The sequence below is a fragment of the Paenibacillus sp. J23TS9 genome, assembly GCF_018403225.1.
Taxonomy (GTDB): Bacteria; Bacillota; Bacilli; order Paenibacillales; family Paenibacillaceae; genus Paenibacillus_AQ.
Genome location: NZ_BOSG01000009.1, coordinates 14,253 through 28,817, shown reverse-complemented (window position 1 = coordinate 28,817; position 14,565 = coordinate 14,253). Strand labels below are relative to the sequence as shown.

The following is a 14,565-nucleotide window of genomic DNA, read 5'->3' as shown; positions in this document are numbered from 1 at the left end:
TCAACTACTGTTCGGATGGGAAGAGGAGTGTCCCAGGAAATATAAGTGTGATATCTGACCATAGTATTCATCCTTTCCCAAATCCTTATACATGATCTTGGAATGAATAGTTGCGGTCGAAAAGAGTATTTTATCTGAACTGGCTCCAAGTTTGCGCCCATGATAAAAACGCGGATTTCTCCGCGTTTTCAGTTTTTGCCTATTCAAATAAACATTTAGCAAAACTAAAATCCTTTACATTCCCACGCGCAGTATATAGATAAAAAATAATTTAATGATCTATATATTGTGTTTTGAGCTATATTTTATTTACCGCTAGTGCCTGCGTTTTTGGTTACTTCCTCTTTGTACGGCACACCTGTCGTATCGTCGGTCTTGGATTGATCTGAGCCTGTGCTTCCAGCTGGTGTTTCCGTTGTTTTCGGCAGATCAATTTTTTGGATGATATCCTTCAGCTCGTTCTGCATGAAATTGTCGATCTTGGACGCACCCAGGTTCTGCTTGATAATATCCTTCTGCTCCTTGGTCAGCTTATCATACGGCGTTTCCTTTCGGGAATCCACCTTTACGATATGATAGCCCAGCGTGGTTTCAAACGGATCGCTGATTTTATTCAGCGGCAGGGTCAACACCTGCTCCTTAAGCTCATTGATATTGTACTGTCCAATAGTAAAGTTCTCGTACAATCCGCCGGTTTCTTTTGTTGAGCTGTCATCAGAGTATTTCTTGGCCATTTCGGCGAAGTCTGCACCTTTATCCAGCTGGGATTTTACATCCCTGGCAATCTTGAGCGCTTCTTCCTTGGTACGTTCCTTTTTGTCCCCATACTGCAAGCCAATCAGCACATGATGAAGGGTAGCCACCGTGTAGTCCTGTTTAGTGGAGTTGTATTTGTTTTTAATATCGTCTTCGGTTACCTTGCTGGTCATATCCGTCATGGCGGTCATGGCTTGTACCAGGTACTGCTTGAGATCGTCTTCCGTCAGTTTCTGGGTTTCAAGCTGCTTCTTGAACTGCTCTTCCCCCATGCTCTTCTTGTTCTGGTCTATCAGCTGGCTTGCCTGCTTCTCGCCTTCTTTTTTCGAGGCGTCATCCGCTTTATTGCTCAAATATTCAAAAGCGATTTTTTGCTTCACAATATAATCCTGAAAATCACTTAGGTTTATGAACTGGGCATACTCCGGAGACATGAAAGAAATAATTTTTTTCTGGCTTTCAAGCTCCTTCTCGGTAATTTCCCCGCCTTTATAGGTTGCCACAACTTTACTTGAGTCACTCTTGTCTGCCGACTCTTTCTTTTCGCAAGCAGCGAGCATGGACACGGCCATAACCGCGGCTACCGTAAGCGTGATGCCCTTCCATGCCTTCTTTTTATTGAACAACATCCTGAAGTTCCTCCTTCGATTTAAACAGCTCTCGAATTGCCTTCAGAAATTGCTCCAGCAAACTAAGCAGCTGTCCTTCGTCGAGCCCCTTACCCTTGATGCGTATCGACATATGAGACTCCTGCTCAAATTGTACACGTCTTTCAAACTTATTGCCAACTTGGGCCAGCTTCGAAGTGCTGACCTTTTTCTCCTGACCCTCATAGAACTTCAGCACAAGATCATCCCCGCGCTTGGTAATGGTGTCGATGCCATACATTTTACCGTATACCTTCAAGCGAGCCACCGCGAGCAGATTAACCACCGCCTCAGGCAGTTCCCCGAACCGGTCGAGCAGTTCATCCTCCAGCTCTCTTTCCTCAGCAAAATTGCCGACTACGGCGACCTTTTTGTATATTTCGATTTTTTGAATGCTGTCATATATATAATCAGCCGGCAGATACGCATCGATGCCGATATCGATGGTGGTATTCCATGACTTCGACGGCTCTTCCTTCTCCCCAAGCATGGTAACCTTTCGCTTCTTGATCTCTTCAGCGAGCATTTGCGAGTACAGATCAAAGCCGACCGAAGCGATAAATCCGTGCTGCTCCGCGCCAAGCAAATTCCCCGCACCGCGGATGGACAGGTCACGCATGGCGATTTTAAAACCGGATCCAAGCTCCGTGAACTCCTTGATCGATTGCAGCCGCTTTTCGGCTACCTCGGTCAGCACCTTGTCCCGTTGGTAGGTGAAATAGGCGTAAGCGATCCGGTTGGACCGGCCTACACGACCGCGAAGCTGATAAAGCTGGGACAGGCCCATTTTATCGGCATCATGCACAATGAGCGTATTTACGTTAGGAATATCCACGCCGGTCTCGATAATGCTCGTACTGACGAGCACATCATATTCACCATCAAGGAAGTCCAGAATGGTCTTTTCCAGCTCTGATTCAGACATTTGCCCATGACCTACTCCCACTCGGGCATCCGGCACAAGCGCCGTGATTTGGCTTGCCATTTCCTGTATGCCCTGCACCCGGTTGTATAGATAATATACCTGGCCACCGCGTGCAAGTTCACGCTCAATCGCTTCGCGTACAAGGGTTTGACTGTGTTCCACCACATAAGTTTGCACAGGAAAACGGTTCTCCGGCGGTGTCTCGATAACCGACAAATCACGCACACCCAGCATCGACATATGCAGCGTGCGCGGAATTGGCGTCGCTGTCAACGTGAGTACATCCACATTTGTTTTCAGCTTCTTCAGCTTTTCCTTATGGGTCACGCCGAACCGCTGCTCCTCATCCACGATCAGCAGTCCCAAATCTTTAAAGATAAGATCCTGGGACAAAAGACGATGCGTTCCGATGACAATATCCACCGTTCCCTGACGAATGCCCTTGGTGGTCTCATTCTGTTCCTTGCGGGAGCGGAAGCGGCTTAATACCTGGATGTTGATCGGATACCCCGTAAAACGTTCCCGGAATGTTTCATAATGCTGCTGGGCTAAAATAGTCGTTGGAACCAGCACGGCAACCTGCTTGCCCTCCATTGCCGATTTAAAAGCTGCACGTATGGCCACTTCGGTCTTACCGTAACCCACATCTCCGCACAAAAGCCGGTCCATCGGACGGTTCTGCTCCATATCCCTCTTAATTTCCTCAATGGCCCGCAGCTGGTCCCGCGTCTCATCATATGGGAACATTTCCTCAAACTCACGCTGCTCGGCCGTATCCTTCTCGAAGCCAAAACCCGTAGTCGACTGGCGCTCTGCATAAAGCTTGATCAGATCATCGGCGATATCCTGTACGGATGAGCGCACCTTGCTTTTTACCTTGTTCCACTCATTGCCGCCCAGTTTATATACTTTAGGCTCTTTGTCCTCGGAGCCGACGTATTTCTGAATTAGGTCAATCTGTTCAATAGGTACCGACAGCTTGTCGCCACCCGCATATAAAATATGCATGTAATCTTTGTGAATTCCATTGATCTCAAGGGTGCCGATCCCCATGTATTTACCGATCCCGTGATTCTGGTGAACGACATAGTCTCCAACCTTCAGTTCGGTATAACTCTTGATGCGCTCGGCATTGTCCATGTTTTTGCCCAGCTTGCGGATTTTACGCTGCTTCTGCGAGAACATTTCGCCTTCCGTAATCACAGCCAAATGAATAGAAGGCATCTCAAATCCGGTCTGTAAATTGCCCTGCAGCATCACAGGCTCATCAATGTTGTAGTCCTGCAGCACGCGCCGCATCCGGTCAAGCCGTTCTTCACCGCTAGCCAGCATAATCACCCGAACACCGGTTTTGTGCCAACGGTCCATTTCCGATTTGAGCACATTCATCTGACCATGGAAATCCTGCATCCCTCGGCTGATGAAGTTCAGGATATTTTGCGGTTGGGTATGCGGCACCTGACGCAGAAAAATAGACATAAAAATCGTCTGGAAAGGACGGTGATACAGCACCGTTTCATTTTCTACCGATAGATGCAGCTGCGGTAACGTTTTACCGTTTTGAAGTAAATGCAGATTCCACTCCGACTCATCGCGCTCGAGCTGCCTTGCAGTTTCCAGCAGACGGGCCGGCTCATCCAAAATAAGGACCGTATCCTTCGGCATGTAATCATATAGCGTTTTGCGCTCCGGATAAAGCAGAGAAATATATTTATAGATTTCAGGAAAATAGACATGCTCGCGCAGAAGCTCCATTTCCCGGTTCATTTCTTCGGTTAAGCGCAGTTTTGCCTGACGATCGGCCATTTTATCAAGCTGTTCTTCCAGCAAGTGCCCGGCAGCCTCTGCGGCCTGCACCAGCCGATGCTGATCGGCAATGATTTCCTTGCATGGGGTAATGGTCACTTCCTTGACCTTATCAATGGAGCGCTGATCGGCAGGATCAAAGGTGCGGATGGAATCCACCTCTTCATCAAACAGCTCTACACGGTATGCCAATGAAGAGGTCATTGGATAGAAGTCAATGATACCGCCACGAAGACTCATCTCGCCTTTGCCTTCAACACGTTCCACTCGTTCATAGCCCATTTCAATCATTTGGGACATGAACCCATCTACCGAAAGTGTTCCACCGTCCTCAATCCGGATCCGAGCACCTCCCATTACTTCAGGAGTAGGTAAAAACCGCCGTACGCCGGAAAACGGTGCTACGACAATACCCGAAAAACCCTGTGCACATCTCATCAGCACGTCTATGCGCTGGGCAAGGGTTTCAGGACTGGACACGGCTGATTCAGCAGCTACCAGCTCATTAGCCGGGTATAATAGAACCCGATCCGGTGTAAGCGCTTCCTGTAAATCCTCCGCGATTTTTTGTGCGGAAAACATATTATGGGTAACGATGAGCATCGGCCGCTTTACTTCTTCAAACAACGCCGCCAGCATCATCTGCCGCGCGGAACCCGACAAGCCGGATACCAGCTGCTCTTTCATTCCGGCCTTTACTCCGGCCATCACGGATTGCAAATCCGGATCTTTGGAAAACGCTTCTATAAGTGCTTGTAACAAAAGGGGCACCTCTCTCATGCTTACTTTTAAGATATTCCGATATGTTGTTTGATTATTTGTTCACGAAAAGCCTTGGTCTTTCATACTATTCGTGGGCATCCCGAAAGGATTTTACCATAAAATGGTTCATCTTGCGATTATTTCTGTCCTGTGCTCTCAGGTCACCTCAGGGAATACCGAAAAGAAGCCTCAGCACACTGCCAAGGCCCCAAAATGAACAGGGTATCCTACTCGTAACGTCTATTGAAGCGGACTTGCCACAAGATTCAGCTCCGGATGTTGCTCCAATGCTTCTCTGCAGTAATCGCAAATCACTTTGACCGTGATATCTCCGCTTAAATCATACGCTATTATATCTCTACGTTCCGCAGCGGTCAAGGAATGGAATCCGAGCTGCGCATCGGTCACCTGGGCGGAATCAATACTTCCTAGCGGCGTGCGGCAATGCCGGCAGATATAATTTATAGCCATTTATATGCCTCCTGAAGGTGATTTATACCCTCATTATGCCCGCCCTGCACTTGATTTAGCCCTGTTTTCCGAAGCAGCAGGTCATATTATTTCTATCCGTTAAACTTCGCCATCGTTTGTTCATAGGTATGCTCCAAGCTAAATTCAGCCGCATCACATGCATGTTCAATCATATTCTCCAGCAGTTCCTTCTCCTTCTTGGGAAACGCGGACAATACATAATCTACTACAGCAAAGCCAGGCTCCGGACGGGAAATCCCCATGCGAATGCGGTCGAATACCTGCGTTCCTGTATGCTGAATGATCGACTTGATGCCGTTATGACCCCCGGCGCTGCCTTGATAACGCAGACGTATTTTTCCGATCTCTGTATCCAAGTCGTCATATACAACGATCATATCTTCTAGCTTAACTTTGTAATAATCCATATATGCCCGAACTGCTTCACCTGATAAATTCATATAGGTCATCGGCTTGATCAGTACGACCTTATTCATCCCAATGAAGCCCTCACCAATGAGCGCCTTACACTTGCTTGGACCAAATGTAATCCCATGGCGCTTTGCCAATGCGTCAAGCATCATAAAACCGACATTATGTCGTGTTTTTTCATAATTTGAACCGGGGTTCCCCAGCCCGACAATCCATTTCATGTTGGTTCTATTCCTCCATACAGCTTTATATGGCGAGAAGGGTTACATTTCCTGTCGTAGGAAACATAACCCCTTCTGCGCTTATTACATCTCTATTCAATTTCAAACAGCTTACTGATCGACAATTCTTCATGAACCCGGATGATGGCTTCGCCCATAAGCGGAGCTACCGAAAGCACTTTGATTTTATTGCTGGGATCAGAATGCATGATCGGGATGGTATCCGTCACAATGACCTCGCTCAGCGGAGAGTTTTCCAGACGTTCCATTGCCGGACCGGAGAATACCGGATGCGTACAGCATGCGTATACTTCCTTGACTCCACCCTCCATTAAGGCGTTGGCGCCAAGAACAATTGTACCTGCTGTATCAATGATATCATCAATCAAAATCGCAGTTTTACCTTCGATATGACCGATAATATTCATCACTTCGCTTACGTTTGGTTCCGGACGGCGCTTGTCGATAATCGCAAGCGGTGCGTTCAGAAAATCAGCCAGCTTTCTGGCACGTACAACGCCGCCGTGGTCTGGAGATACAACGACCGGGTTCTCGATCTGCTTGGAACGGAAATACTGCGCCAGAATAGGCACACCGAGCAGATGATCCACTGGAATATCGAAGAATCCCTGAATCTGCATGGCATGCAAATCCATTGTAATTACACGGTGCGCTCCGGCCTTCTCAATGAGATTCGCCACCAGCTTCGCGGTGATCGGATCACGGGAACGAGCCTTACGGTCCTGACGTGCATAACCGTAGTAAGGAATAACTACGTTGATGCTTTTGGCTGAAGCGCGTTTCAGGGCATCGACCATGATAAGCAGCTCCATCAGATTGTCATTGACCGGTCCGCAGGTAGACTGCACCACATACACATGACAGCCACGGACGCTCTCATTCAGTTTAACCTGAATTTCGCCATCGCTAAAGCTGGTGGTGTGGGAATCGCCCATAGGAATTCCGATGTAATCGGCAATTTGCTGCGCGAGCTTCGGATTGGAGTTACAAGTAAAAATCTTTAATTTCGAATCACAATAAGTCATAGAATAAAAACCCTCCGTGCTGGTTCATTGAAATTCATGCCTGTCTCCATTGCCGTTTGAACAATGTTTCTAATACATTTTATACTTCTATTTAATCATCCTTTGGACGTTAAAGCTACTTCTTGTCTTTTTTTGCCTTTGCACGGGCTCGGATTTTCTCTGCATAACCCGGTTTATTCTCCTGACGATTTCTGGCGATAGCCAGATCATTCTCAGGCACGGCATGTGTAATGGTCGAGCCTGCAACCACATAAGCACCTTTTCCAACCTTCACGGGAGCTATCAAATTTACATTGCTGCCGATAAAAGCATCATCTTCAATTTCAGTAATAAATTTATTATACCCATCATAGTTAACTGTTATCGCTCCACAGCCTACATTGACGTTTTTGCCTACACTAGCGTCTCCCACATAACTGAGATGGGATACTTTGGAGCCATCGTCGATCTTGGCATTTTTGATTTCCACAAAATCGCCGATCTTTACATCTTCCCCTAACTGGGATTTTGGACGCAGATATGCAAAAGGACCGACAGTGGTACGGCTACCGACTTCGGCCTGGTCGAGCACGGAATGCTTAATAGCGACGCCGTCACCGATCACGGAATCCGTAATGTCACTTTGCGGGCCGATTTGGCAGTCTTCGCCGATAGTCGTGCTGCCTTTGAGCACAGTCCCTGGATGAAGAACTGTATCTGAGCCAATAATCACATCAGCGCCGATATAAGTTGATGCCGGATCAATAATCGTTACCCCATTCAGCATATGACGTTTATTGATACGTTCACGCATCAGACGTTCCGCTTCCGAGAGGGCTAAACGATCATTAACACCGATCGATTCCGCATAGTCATCTGTCATGTAACCAAGAACGGTTTCCCCTTGGCTGACCATAATTCCAATGACATCAGTCAAATAATACTCCTGCTGTACGTTCTGGTTTGTCACTTTCTCCAATGCTGCGAACAGCTTGGCATTATCAAAGCAGTATGTGCCTGTATTAAATTCACAAACGGCATCCTCTTCAGGTGAGCAATCCTTCTGCTCCACAATGCGCAGGACACTTCCGTCCTCGCTGCGGATAACGCGTCCGTAGCCCTTAGGATTCTCCGTGTAAGCTGTCAGCACCGTCGCGGCCGCGTTATTGCTTTCATGAAGCTCTGTCAGAGCCTCCAGCGTTTCTGCGGTAACCAGTGGTGTATCTCCGCAAATGACAATGGTGGAGCCTTTTTCTGATCCCAACAGATCCTTGGCCATTTTCACGGCGTGACCTGTACCGAGCTGCTGCTCCTGCAGTACATATTCAGCGGCCTCACCCAGATAAGATTGGACTGCTTCTGCACCGTGTCCTACGATAACAATGCTGCGTTCACAGTTGACTTGTTTCACAGTATCCAGCACATGCCCTACCATAGGCTTTCCACAGACCGGGTGCAGCACTTTGTATAGTTTCGATTTCATTCGTTTACCCTGCCCTGCGGCAAGAACAATCGCCATTCTTCTCAAGGGTCTTGACCTCCTACTCTTGAACTCACTACTGAATATATCGTATTCTACGCAAAAAGAAAAGAGAGCCATAGTCCTGGCTCTCTTTTCCTTGAACCCCAATTGTAAAGCTTAAGCGCCTTCCTCAATCACTTCTTCTTCATTGGCAGCGCGTTCATATTCCGCCAGAACAGCCGTTTGGATCTTCTCCCGAGTACCGGAAGAGATCGGATGGGCGATGTCGCGGAATTCTCCATCAGGAGTGCGCTTGCTCGGCATAGCAACGAACATTCCGTTGTTACCATCGATGACCCGAATATCATGAACCACAAATTCGTTATCAATGGTAATGGATGCGATTGCTTTCATTCTCCCCTCAGAGTTGACTCGGCGGAGCCTGACATCCGTAATTTGCATGTGTGTTCACCACCTTTTTCCATCAGAGACTTGGTGTATAATTCCACACAGCGAAGCGAAATCCTCTTTTTTGGGGTAACAAAATGTCCTAAATTCAGGAATTTTTTTTCTAAGATTGATATTGTCGACAGACTTCGGAACTATTCGCCGATAAAAGATTTTAATCGACAAAATCTGCAGTGTATATCAGCATTTATCGTTTGTTAAAATAATTGCCCGGATTGACGTCAATTTCCTTTGATTTCGAATCCACACCCGTCAAGATTGCCAGAGATACGTAATCATGGAGAAGACGTTCCTCTGATTCCACTGCTCCGGATTCCACCAGAACTCCTACACCTGCTACTTCAGCATCAAATTCAGCCAGTAAATCAACCATGCCTTGAATCGTTCCGCCCGCCTTCATGAAATCATCCACGATCAGTACCTTGGATTTCTCTTTCAGCGCACGGCGCGACAGCGACATGGTGTGAATGCTTTTATGTGAGCCGGAAACGTAGTTGATGCTTACGGCTGAACCCTCCGTAACCTGATGGTCACGGCGTACCAGAACAACTGGCAGGTTTAGCTGGGCTCCGGTCGCGTAAGCCAGCGGAATTCCCTTGGTCTCTACCGTCATCACCACATCGATATCCTGATTGGCAAAGGCTGTGGCGAATATTTTACCTGCTTCGTTCATCAAGGAAGGCTGACCCAACAGATCAGACATGTACAGATATCCGCCCGGAAGAATACGATCCTTCTGCTGCAGTTGTTTGCACAGCTCCTGGGCGAATATGAGTGCCTGTTCCTTAGGAATTCTCGGAATGAACTTAACTCCTCCGGCCGCCCCGGCCATCGTCATCAGCTCTCCCATGCCTTCGTCCTCAAACACTTCCTTGATAATCACCAAATCCTCACTGATCGAGGATTTAGCAGCCCCGTACCGATCGGCGAATGTGGTAAGCGGGATTAATGTATGGGGTCTGGACAAAAGATACTGGGTCATCTCAACCAGACGCGCGCTTCGCTTTAATTTTTTCACGAAAGACTCCTCGCTATCACATTATTCATAAAAAACCTGGCAGAAATCAAAAATTTAATGAATAACTTCTAGCCAATTTCCAATTCAAACCCTTATCTATACGTAAAATCCGAATATTATTGTATAAATATAGCATTTTTGTACGTGTTTGTACAATAAGGAGGTAATTAGGTCAGCAGTCGCACTGCATATACTTCCTTGCAGAAGCCCCGAAGACCATTATAGATTCGGGCAACCTTAGATTCCTTGTACACCAGGCCAAACACAGTTGGCCCGCTTCCCGACATGAGTACTCCATCGGCTCCGAGCTTCATCATTGCCTCCTTAAGCTGGCCTACCTGCGGATGTAGTTTCAAGGTCACATCCTCAAGCACGTTGCCGAGACCGTCACATACTGCTTCAAAGTTCCCTGTTTCAATCGCCTGGATCATCCCGCTTGCGGATGGATGCTGCTTGATCTCGGCCGCTCTGAACTTGCCGTATACTTCGGCAGTCGATACATTGATCGGCGGCTTGGCCAGAATCACCCAGCACTGCAGCGGATTACGGACAGGCGTCAGCTTCTCTCCCCGGCCCGTCGCAAGCGCAGTTCCCCCTGTCACGCAAAATGGAACATCCGAGCCCAGCTCGGCGCCCAGCTCTTGCAGCTCCTTCACCGGTATGTTTAATTTCCAGAGCCGGTTTAGCCCTCTAAGCGCTGCAGCTGCATCACTGCTCCCTCCTGCCAGGCCGGCAGCTACGGGGATCTTTTTATCCAAATGGATATGCACGCCGCTTTTGACGTCGTAGCGGTCTTTAATCAGCCTCGCAGCCTGGAATGCCAGGTTTTTCTCATCCAAGGGGATATACCCCGCTTGGCTCGTAATAATAATGGTGTCCCGCGGCAGATCTGACATCTCTAGCCGGTCCGCCAAATCGACCATGGTCATCACCATTTCGACCTCATGAAACCCGTCAGGCCGTTTATGTAATACGTCCAGCATCAAGTTAATTTTGGCTGGCGCTTTTTCGTAAATTTTCAAGGCGTTCACCCACCCTCAAGTTTCCCTCATATCAGCTTCAAATCATTATATCAAACTGTCTCATGCAAGTCATTTCGAACCTGATGTTTCGTTATGAAAAACGGAGATCCCCATGTAAAAATAGGGGTCTCCGCCGGTTTTACTTTTTTGGTTTACGATTTGCGCGATGCTGCCTGCTCGGCCAGTTGAATGGCGCGCTTCACCATATTGCCGGCATCCTTGGCCTTAATTCCGCCCCAACCCTCTTGCTGGACGGTTTCATAAAAGCCCAAATCCTTGGCAAGCTCATTTTTCAGTTCTTCTGACATTACACTGCGGCGTCTGCGGCTCATGGAATATCCTCCTTATCATTTGTACAAATGGAACGAATGCCTTGTCTTGCTACTTAACTCCCGTTCTAGGGACTGTTTTCTTGCCTGTAATCCAACTATATAGGGAAATGCTTTATGTATTATCTCTCAGAGGAAGGGTCCTCATTCGAAAAGTCCGCTGCCAACAAAAAACAGCCTTCCGGAAAGGAAGGCTGTTTCCAATGAAAAAGTTACGCTTTTTCATACTCAATTCGTGTCTCTGCGTTATCATCGCAAATAGTAACTTCCACGGATTCAGTAAGAATATCTGCATAGCTGTATGATACACGTTTAAAAGTTTGCTGTTCTTGGTCCAGCTTTACAATAAAAACAGAAGGGTACGTTTCTTCCAAGACACCAGTTCTCTCGACGGTCTTTCGGCGACCACCGTTTGCCCGAAGCGATATTTTTTGACCCACATGGGCTTCGAGATTGCGTTTGATTTCCAACAGCGCATTTTTAGCCATTGTCGACGACCACCTCTTTCCTTGTCCATTATAACGCTGGGAGAAGTTTTTGTCAAATAAAATTTTAATTATATCAGCATTAAAATTAAATTGTCAACGGATTTTTTTGCGGTATTTTGTAATATTTCCGTATACACGCCATAAACGACAAAAAACCTTAATCCATGAAGCAGGATTAAGGTTCAATATACGCTTTTTTACAGAACTGAAGGCGTCACCTTCAGCTGCGAAAGATCATTCAGGCGTGGCAGACCAATCCGGTAACTCCCTCGCGTCTCAACGCCTCCAACGCCTTGGGTCCCGCTGATTGTATTATGAAGCACATCCGTCATATTGATCGTGTCTCTGACCGAGGTAAAGGAAGCCTTAGCGGCTACATAAACGGGATCCAGCGCATGGATGAGGATGCGCCCCGGCGAGCTGGCGAAGTTCGCTCCCGCTTGCAGCAGCGCCTCAAAATGCGACTGACAGGCACCAGCGACGACAGTCAGCGTGTCATAATGCCGCTCGTATTGCCTTGCCACCTGGATCGCCGACACAAAATTCTGCGAATTTTTGTAGCTGTTCAGGCTGTAGAGGTCATTATTGGGCCGCTGTTTCAGCACCCCGTCATGACCGGTGATCACGACAATATCAGGCCTTACTCGCGGCAGAAGCCGGTAAAGGGCATCAGCCATGCCGGATTCGCTCACGTAGTGGCCCTCTGCGGGCACACGCAGCTGCTGGTAGAGGCTGAGACTCTTTTTTAAGTAATTTAAATCTCCATCGAGATGGAGCACTTTACCCGGAACCTCAAAATAAGAAGGCTGCTCCAGCTGCGGCCAGTCTCCGCTAAGATCTGCCTGATTGCGCTGAGTCTGCTCCTCACGGTGGCGTTTCAGCCTGCTGAGTGACTCATTCGCTCTAATATTGGCCTTCTGGGATTTTTCATTAAGCGTTGCATATGGCACCCTTACAAGGTCATCCAGGGGCGAATCAGCCAGCAGCCGAAACTCGGTCCCCTTGATTACAGCCAGATTACTCCGCATATCCTCCACACGAAAAGCGATATCACCGCCATATGATTTGCGGACGACCAGGTCTCCTACATTCATCACAACATCACCCCTACCCCATGGTATGGGCAAATCCCCCTAATGGTTCATCCCTTTTGTCAAATAAGCTTGGGAGACTGCTGGACTATTTTGTAGAGCCCGGGCTGATAGCCTGCAGTTCTAAACACTCAGTCACGAATTCCCGCACGCAGTAGCACATTACTCAGCGTTGCAAACTCCTGCAGGCTGAGTGTCTCACCACGCCTGGAGGGTTCGATTCCCGCTTCCTGAAGCAAAGCATCCACATGCTCCCTGCCGTCTTTCGGGAAGAAGCGCGACTTGAGATTATTTGAGATCGTCTTGCGCCGCTGAGCGAACGATGCATGTACCACCTGGAAAAAGAATGTTTCATCATCAACCTCAACCGGTGGCTGCTCACGCACCGTCAATCGAATGACAGCGGATTCCACGTTTGGCTGAGGTATAAATACGGTCTTCGGCACGATACATACCAACTCAGGAATGCTGTAGTACTGCACGGCAATGCTCAGGCTGCCATAGTCCTTGGTTCCTGGGGACGCAGCCATGCGTTCCGCAACCTCTTTCTGAATCATCACGACGATATTCTCAAGCGGCAGCTTCTCTTCCAGCAGCTTCATCAGAATAGGCGTTGTCACATAGTATGGCAGATTGGCCACAACGCTGACCTTGGACACACTGGCGAAGTCCTGCTCGAACAATGCCGCCAAATCGGCCTTCAGCACATCGCCATGATGAATTCGAACATGCGGATACGGCTCCAGCACCTCCTGAAGTATCGGAATAAGCCGCTGGTCAATCTCTACAGCCGTCACCGTGGCGGCTTGCTGAGCCAGCTTTTCTGTTAATGCGCCGATACCAGGGCCGATTTCCAAAGCTCCCTTGGAGGAATCAAGGCCTGCAGCCTCCACGATGTTATTTAGTATATTCTGGTCAATCAGAAAGTTTTGTCCCAGGCTTTTCTTGAATGAAAAACCATGTCGCTGAATAATCTCCTTCGTTCGCCTCGGTGAAGCAATTCCATCCATACCGTTCATCCCTAAACTTCCCCTTCCTGTTCCAAGTGGGCTAACGCCTGTGCAAACTCCTCACGGGTGATTTGAAAAATTGCCAGCCTCTTGTGAAACTGCTTGCCGTTGCAATATCCGATTCCAAGGAGGTTCCCCATGATCATCCGTCTGCGGGACGCGTCTTCATGCACCAGCAGACCCGCGGCCATCAGGTCCTCCATATCTACTTGACTCTCAGCGCCTTCATAAGATGTGTGTACGCGGGAGAGTGCCTTTCGTATCGCCTCAGGCGAGGCATTCTCCACTCCGATGTCGCCTTTGCGCGTTGCATCCACTTCCGGAATGAAAGCATGCTTGCAGCCGGGCACTTTGTTTGAAATGATTTTGCGGATCCGTTCGCCGGCATGGTCAGGGTCTGTCAGTACAATGACTCCCCGGCGCTCCTGTGCCAGAGCAATCCGCTGCAATATCCGGGCATTAATCGCCGAGCCTCCGGTTTCTATGGTATCGGCTTCCACCGCCCGCTTTATGGCTACGGTATCGTCCCGTCCTTCCACAACTATGACTTCTTTTATCATGACCCGATTCTTCCCTTCCCAAAAACTCATCCGTCCGTGTGTCAAGCGTTTTTCGGACATCCAAACAACAAA

14 protein-coding genes are annotated in these 14,565 nt (G+C 48.2%); all 14 read right to left on the bottom strand.

The annotated features are described in order from the left end of the window. Positions 1–305: 305 nt before the first annotated feature. Positions 306–1,385 carry a peptidylprolyl isomerase gene (locus KJS65_RS28640; protein ID WP_213653182.1) on the bottom strand — a complete coding sequence of 360 codons (1,080 nt, stop codon included), beginning with the start codon at positions 1,383–1,385 and terminating at the stop codon, positions 306–308. After that, the gene (gene mfd / locus KJS65_RS28635; protein WP_213653181.1) at positions 1,372–4,896 is read right to left on the bottom strand and encodes a transcription-repair coupling factor; all 3,525 of its coding nucleotides are present in this window, start codon (positions 4,894–4,896) and stop codon (positions 1,372–1,374) included. The genes KJS65_RS28640 and mfd overlap by 14 nt, the downstream gene beginning before the upstream one ends. 240 nt (positions 4,897–5,136) lie before the next feature. Next, positions 5,137–5,367, bottom strand: a complete 231-nt coding sequence (gene fin / locus KJS65_RS28630) for an anti-sigma-F factor Fin (protein ID WP_136607561.1) — start codon at positions 5,365–5,367, stop codon at positions 5,137–5,139. A gap of 92 nt (positions 5,368–5,459) precedes the next feature. Next, positions 5,460–6,020 (bottom strand): aminoacyl-tRNA hydrolase, encoded by a 561-nt coding sequence (gene pth, locus KJS65_RS28625; RefSeq protein ID WP_213653180.1) that lies wholly within the window; start codon positions 6,018–6,020, stop codon positions 5,460–5,462. Positions 6,021–6,112: 92 nt separating this feature from the next. Beyond that, entirely contained in the window at positions 6,113–7,066 is a 954-nt protein-coding gene (locus KJS65_RS28620) for a ribose-phosphate diphosphokinase (protein WP_136607559.1), read from the bottom strand. 115 nt (positions 7,067–7,181) lie between these two features. After that, entirely contained in the window at positions 7,182–8,564 is a 1,383-nt protein-coding gene (glmU, locus tag KJS65_RS28615) for a bifunctional UDP-N-acetylglucosamine diphosphorylase/glucosamine-1-phosphate N-acetyltransferase GlmU (protein ID WP_213653211.1), read from the bottom strand. A 120-nt stretch (positions 8,565–8,684) separates the two neighbouring features. After that, positions 8,685–8,969, bottom strand: coding sequence for a septation regulator SpoVG (spoVG, locus tag KJS65_RS28610; RefSeq protein ID WP_036712730.1), 285 nt, complete (start codon positions 8,967–8,969; stop codon positions 8,685–8,687). A gap of 193 nt (positions 8,970–9,162) precedes the next feature. Then, positions 9,163–9,993 (bottom strand): pur operon repressor, encoded by an 831-nt coding sequence (purR, locus tag KJS65_RS28605; protein WP_213653179.1) that lies wholly within the window; start codon positions 9,991–9,993, stop codon positions 9,163–9,165. Positions 9,994–10,160: 167 nt separating this feature from the next. Then, on the bottom strand, positions 10,161–11,015 hold the full coding sequence (gene ispE / locus KJS65_RS28600) for a 4-(cytidine 5'-diphospho)-2-C-methyl-D-erythritol kinase (RefSeq protein ID WP_213653178.1): 855 nt from the start codon (positions 11,013–11,015) through the stop codon (positions 10,161–10,163). Positions 11,016–11,167: 152 nt separating this feature from the next. Then, positions 11,168–11,347 (bottom strand): small, acid-soluble spore protein, alpha/beta type, encoded by a 180-nt coding sequence (locus KJS65_RS28595; protein ID WP_136607555.1) that lies wholly within the window; start codon positions 11,345–11,347, stop codon positions 11,168–11,170. A gap of 209 nt (positions 11,348–11,556) precedes the next feature. Beyond that, positions 11,557–11,832, bottom strand: coding sequence for a biofilm formation stimulator Veg (gene veg / locus KJS65_RS28590; RefSeq protein ID WP_136607554.1), 276 nt, complete (start codon positions 11,830–11,832; stop codon positions 11,557–11,559). A gap of 197 nt (positions 11,833–12,029) precedes the next feature. Then, positions 12,030–12,926 carry a sporulation peptidase YabG gene (yabG, locus tag KJS65_RS28585; protein WP_213653177.1) on the bottom strand — a complete coding sequence of 299 codons (897 nt, stop codon included), beginning with the start codon at positions 12,924–12,926 and terminating at the stop codon, positions 12,030–12,032. A gap of 128 nt (positions 12,927–13,054) precedes the next feature. Next, the gene (rsmA, locus tag KJS65_RS28580) at positions 13,055–13,942 is read right to left on the bottom strand and encodes a 16S rRNA (adenine(1518)-N(6)/adenine(1519)-N(6))-dimethyltransferase RsmA (protein WP_280531365.1); all 888 of its coding nucleotides are present in this window, start codon (positions 13,940–13,942) and stop codon (positions 13,055–13,057) included. Between the two features lie 2 nt (positions 13,943–13,944). Beyond that, entirely contained in the window at positions 13,945–14,493 is a 549-nt protein-coding gene (gene rnmV / locus KJS65_RS28575) for a ribonuclease M5 (protein ID WP_213653176.1), read from the bottom strand. Positions 14,494–14,565 lie beyond the last annotated feature (72 nt).

What these genes read in the sequence shown, in the direction of transcription:
- rsmA (WP_280531365.1), bottom strand. Translation starts at nt 13,942, where the DNA reads ATGAACGGTATGGATGGAATTGCTTCACCGAGGCGAACGAAGGAGATT.
- yabG (WP_213653177.1), bottom strand. Translation starts at nt 12,926, where the DNA reads ATGAATGTAGGAGACCTGGTCGTCCGCAAATCATATGGCGGTGATATC.
- rnmV (WP_213653176.1), bottom strand. Translation starts at nt 14,493, where the DNA reads ATGATAAAAGAAGTCATAGTTGTGGAAGGACGGGACGATACCGTAGCC.
- pth (WP_213653180.1), bottom strand. Translation starts at nt 6,020, where the DNA reads ATGAAATGGATTGTCGGGCTGGGGAACCCCGGTTCAAATTATGAAAAA.
- veg (WP_136607554.1), bottom strand. Translation starts at nt 11,832, where the DNA reads ATGGCTAAAAATGCGCTGTTGGAAATCAAACGCAATCTCGAAGCCCAT.
- KJS65_RS28595 (WP_136607555.1), bottom strand. Translation starts at nt 11,347, where the DNA reads ATGAGCCGCAGACGCCGCAGTGTAATGTCAGAAGAACTGAAAAATGAG.
- KJS65_RS28640 (WP_213653182.1), bottom strand. Translation starts at nt 1,385, where the DNA reads ATGTTGTTCAATAAAAAGAAGGCATGGAAGGGCATCACGCTTACGGTA.
- spoVG (WP_036712730.1), bottom strand. Translation starts at nt 8,969, where the DNA reads ATGCAAATTACGGATGTCAGGCTCCGCCGAGTCAACTCTGAGGGGAGA.
- fin (WP_136607561.1), bottom strand. Translation starts at nt 5,367, where the DNA reads ATGGCTATAAATTATATCTGCCGGCATTGCCGCACGCCGCTAGGAAGT.
- KJS65_RS28620 (WP_136607559.1), bottom strand. Translation starts at nt 7,066, where the DNA reads ATGACTTATTGTGATTCGAAATTAAAGATTTTTACTTGTAACTCCAAT.
- glmU (WP_213653211.1), bottom strand. Translation starts at nt 8,564, where the DNA reads ATGGCGATTGTTCTTGCCGCAGGGCAGGGTAAACGAATGAAATCGAAA.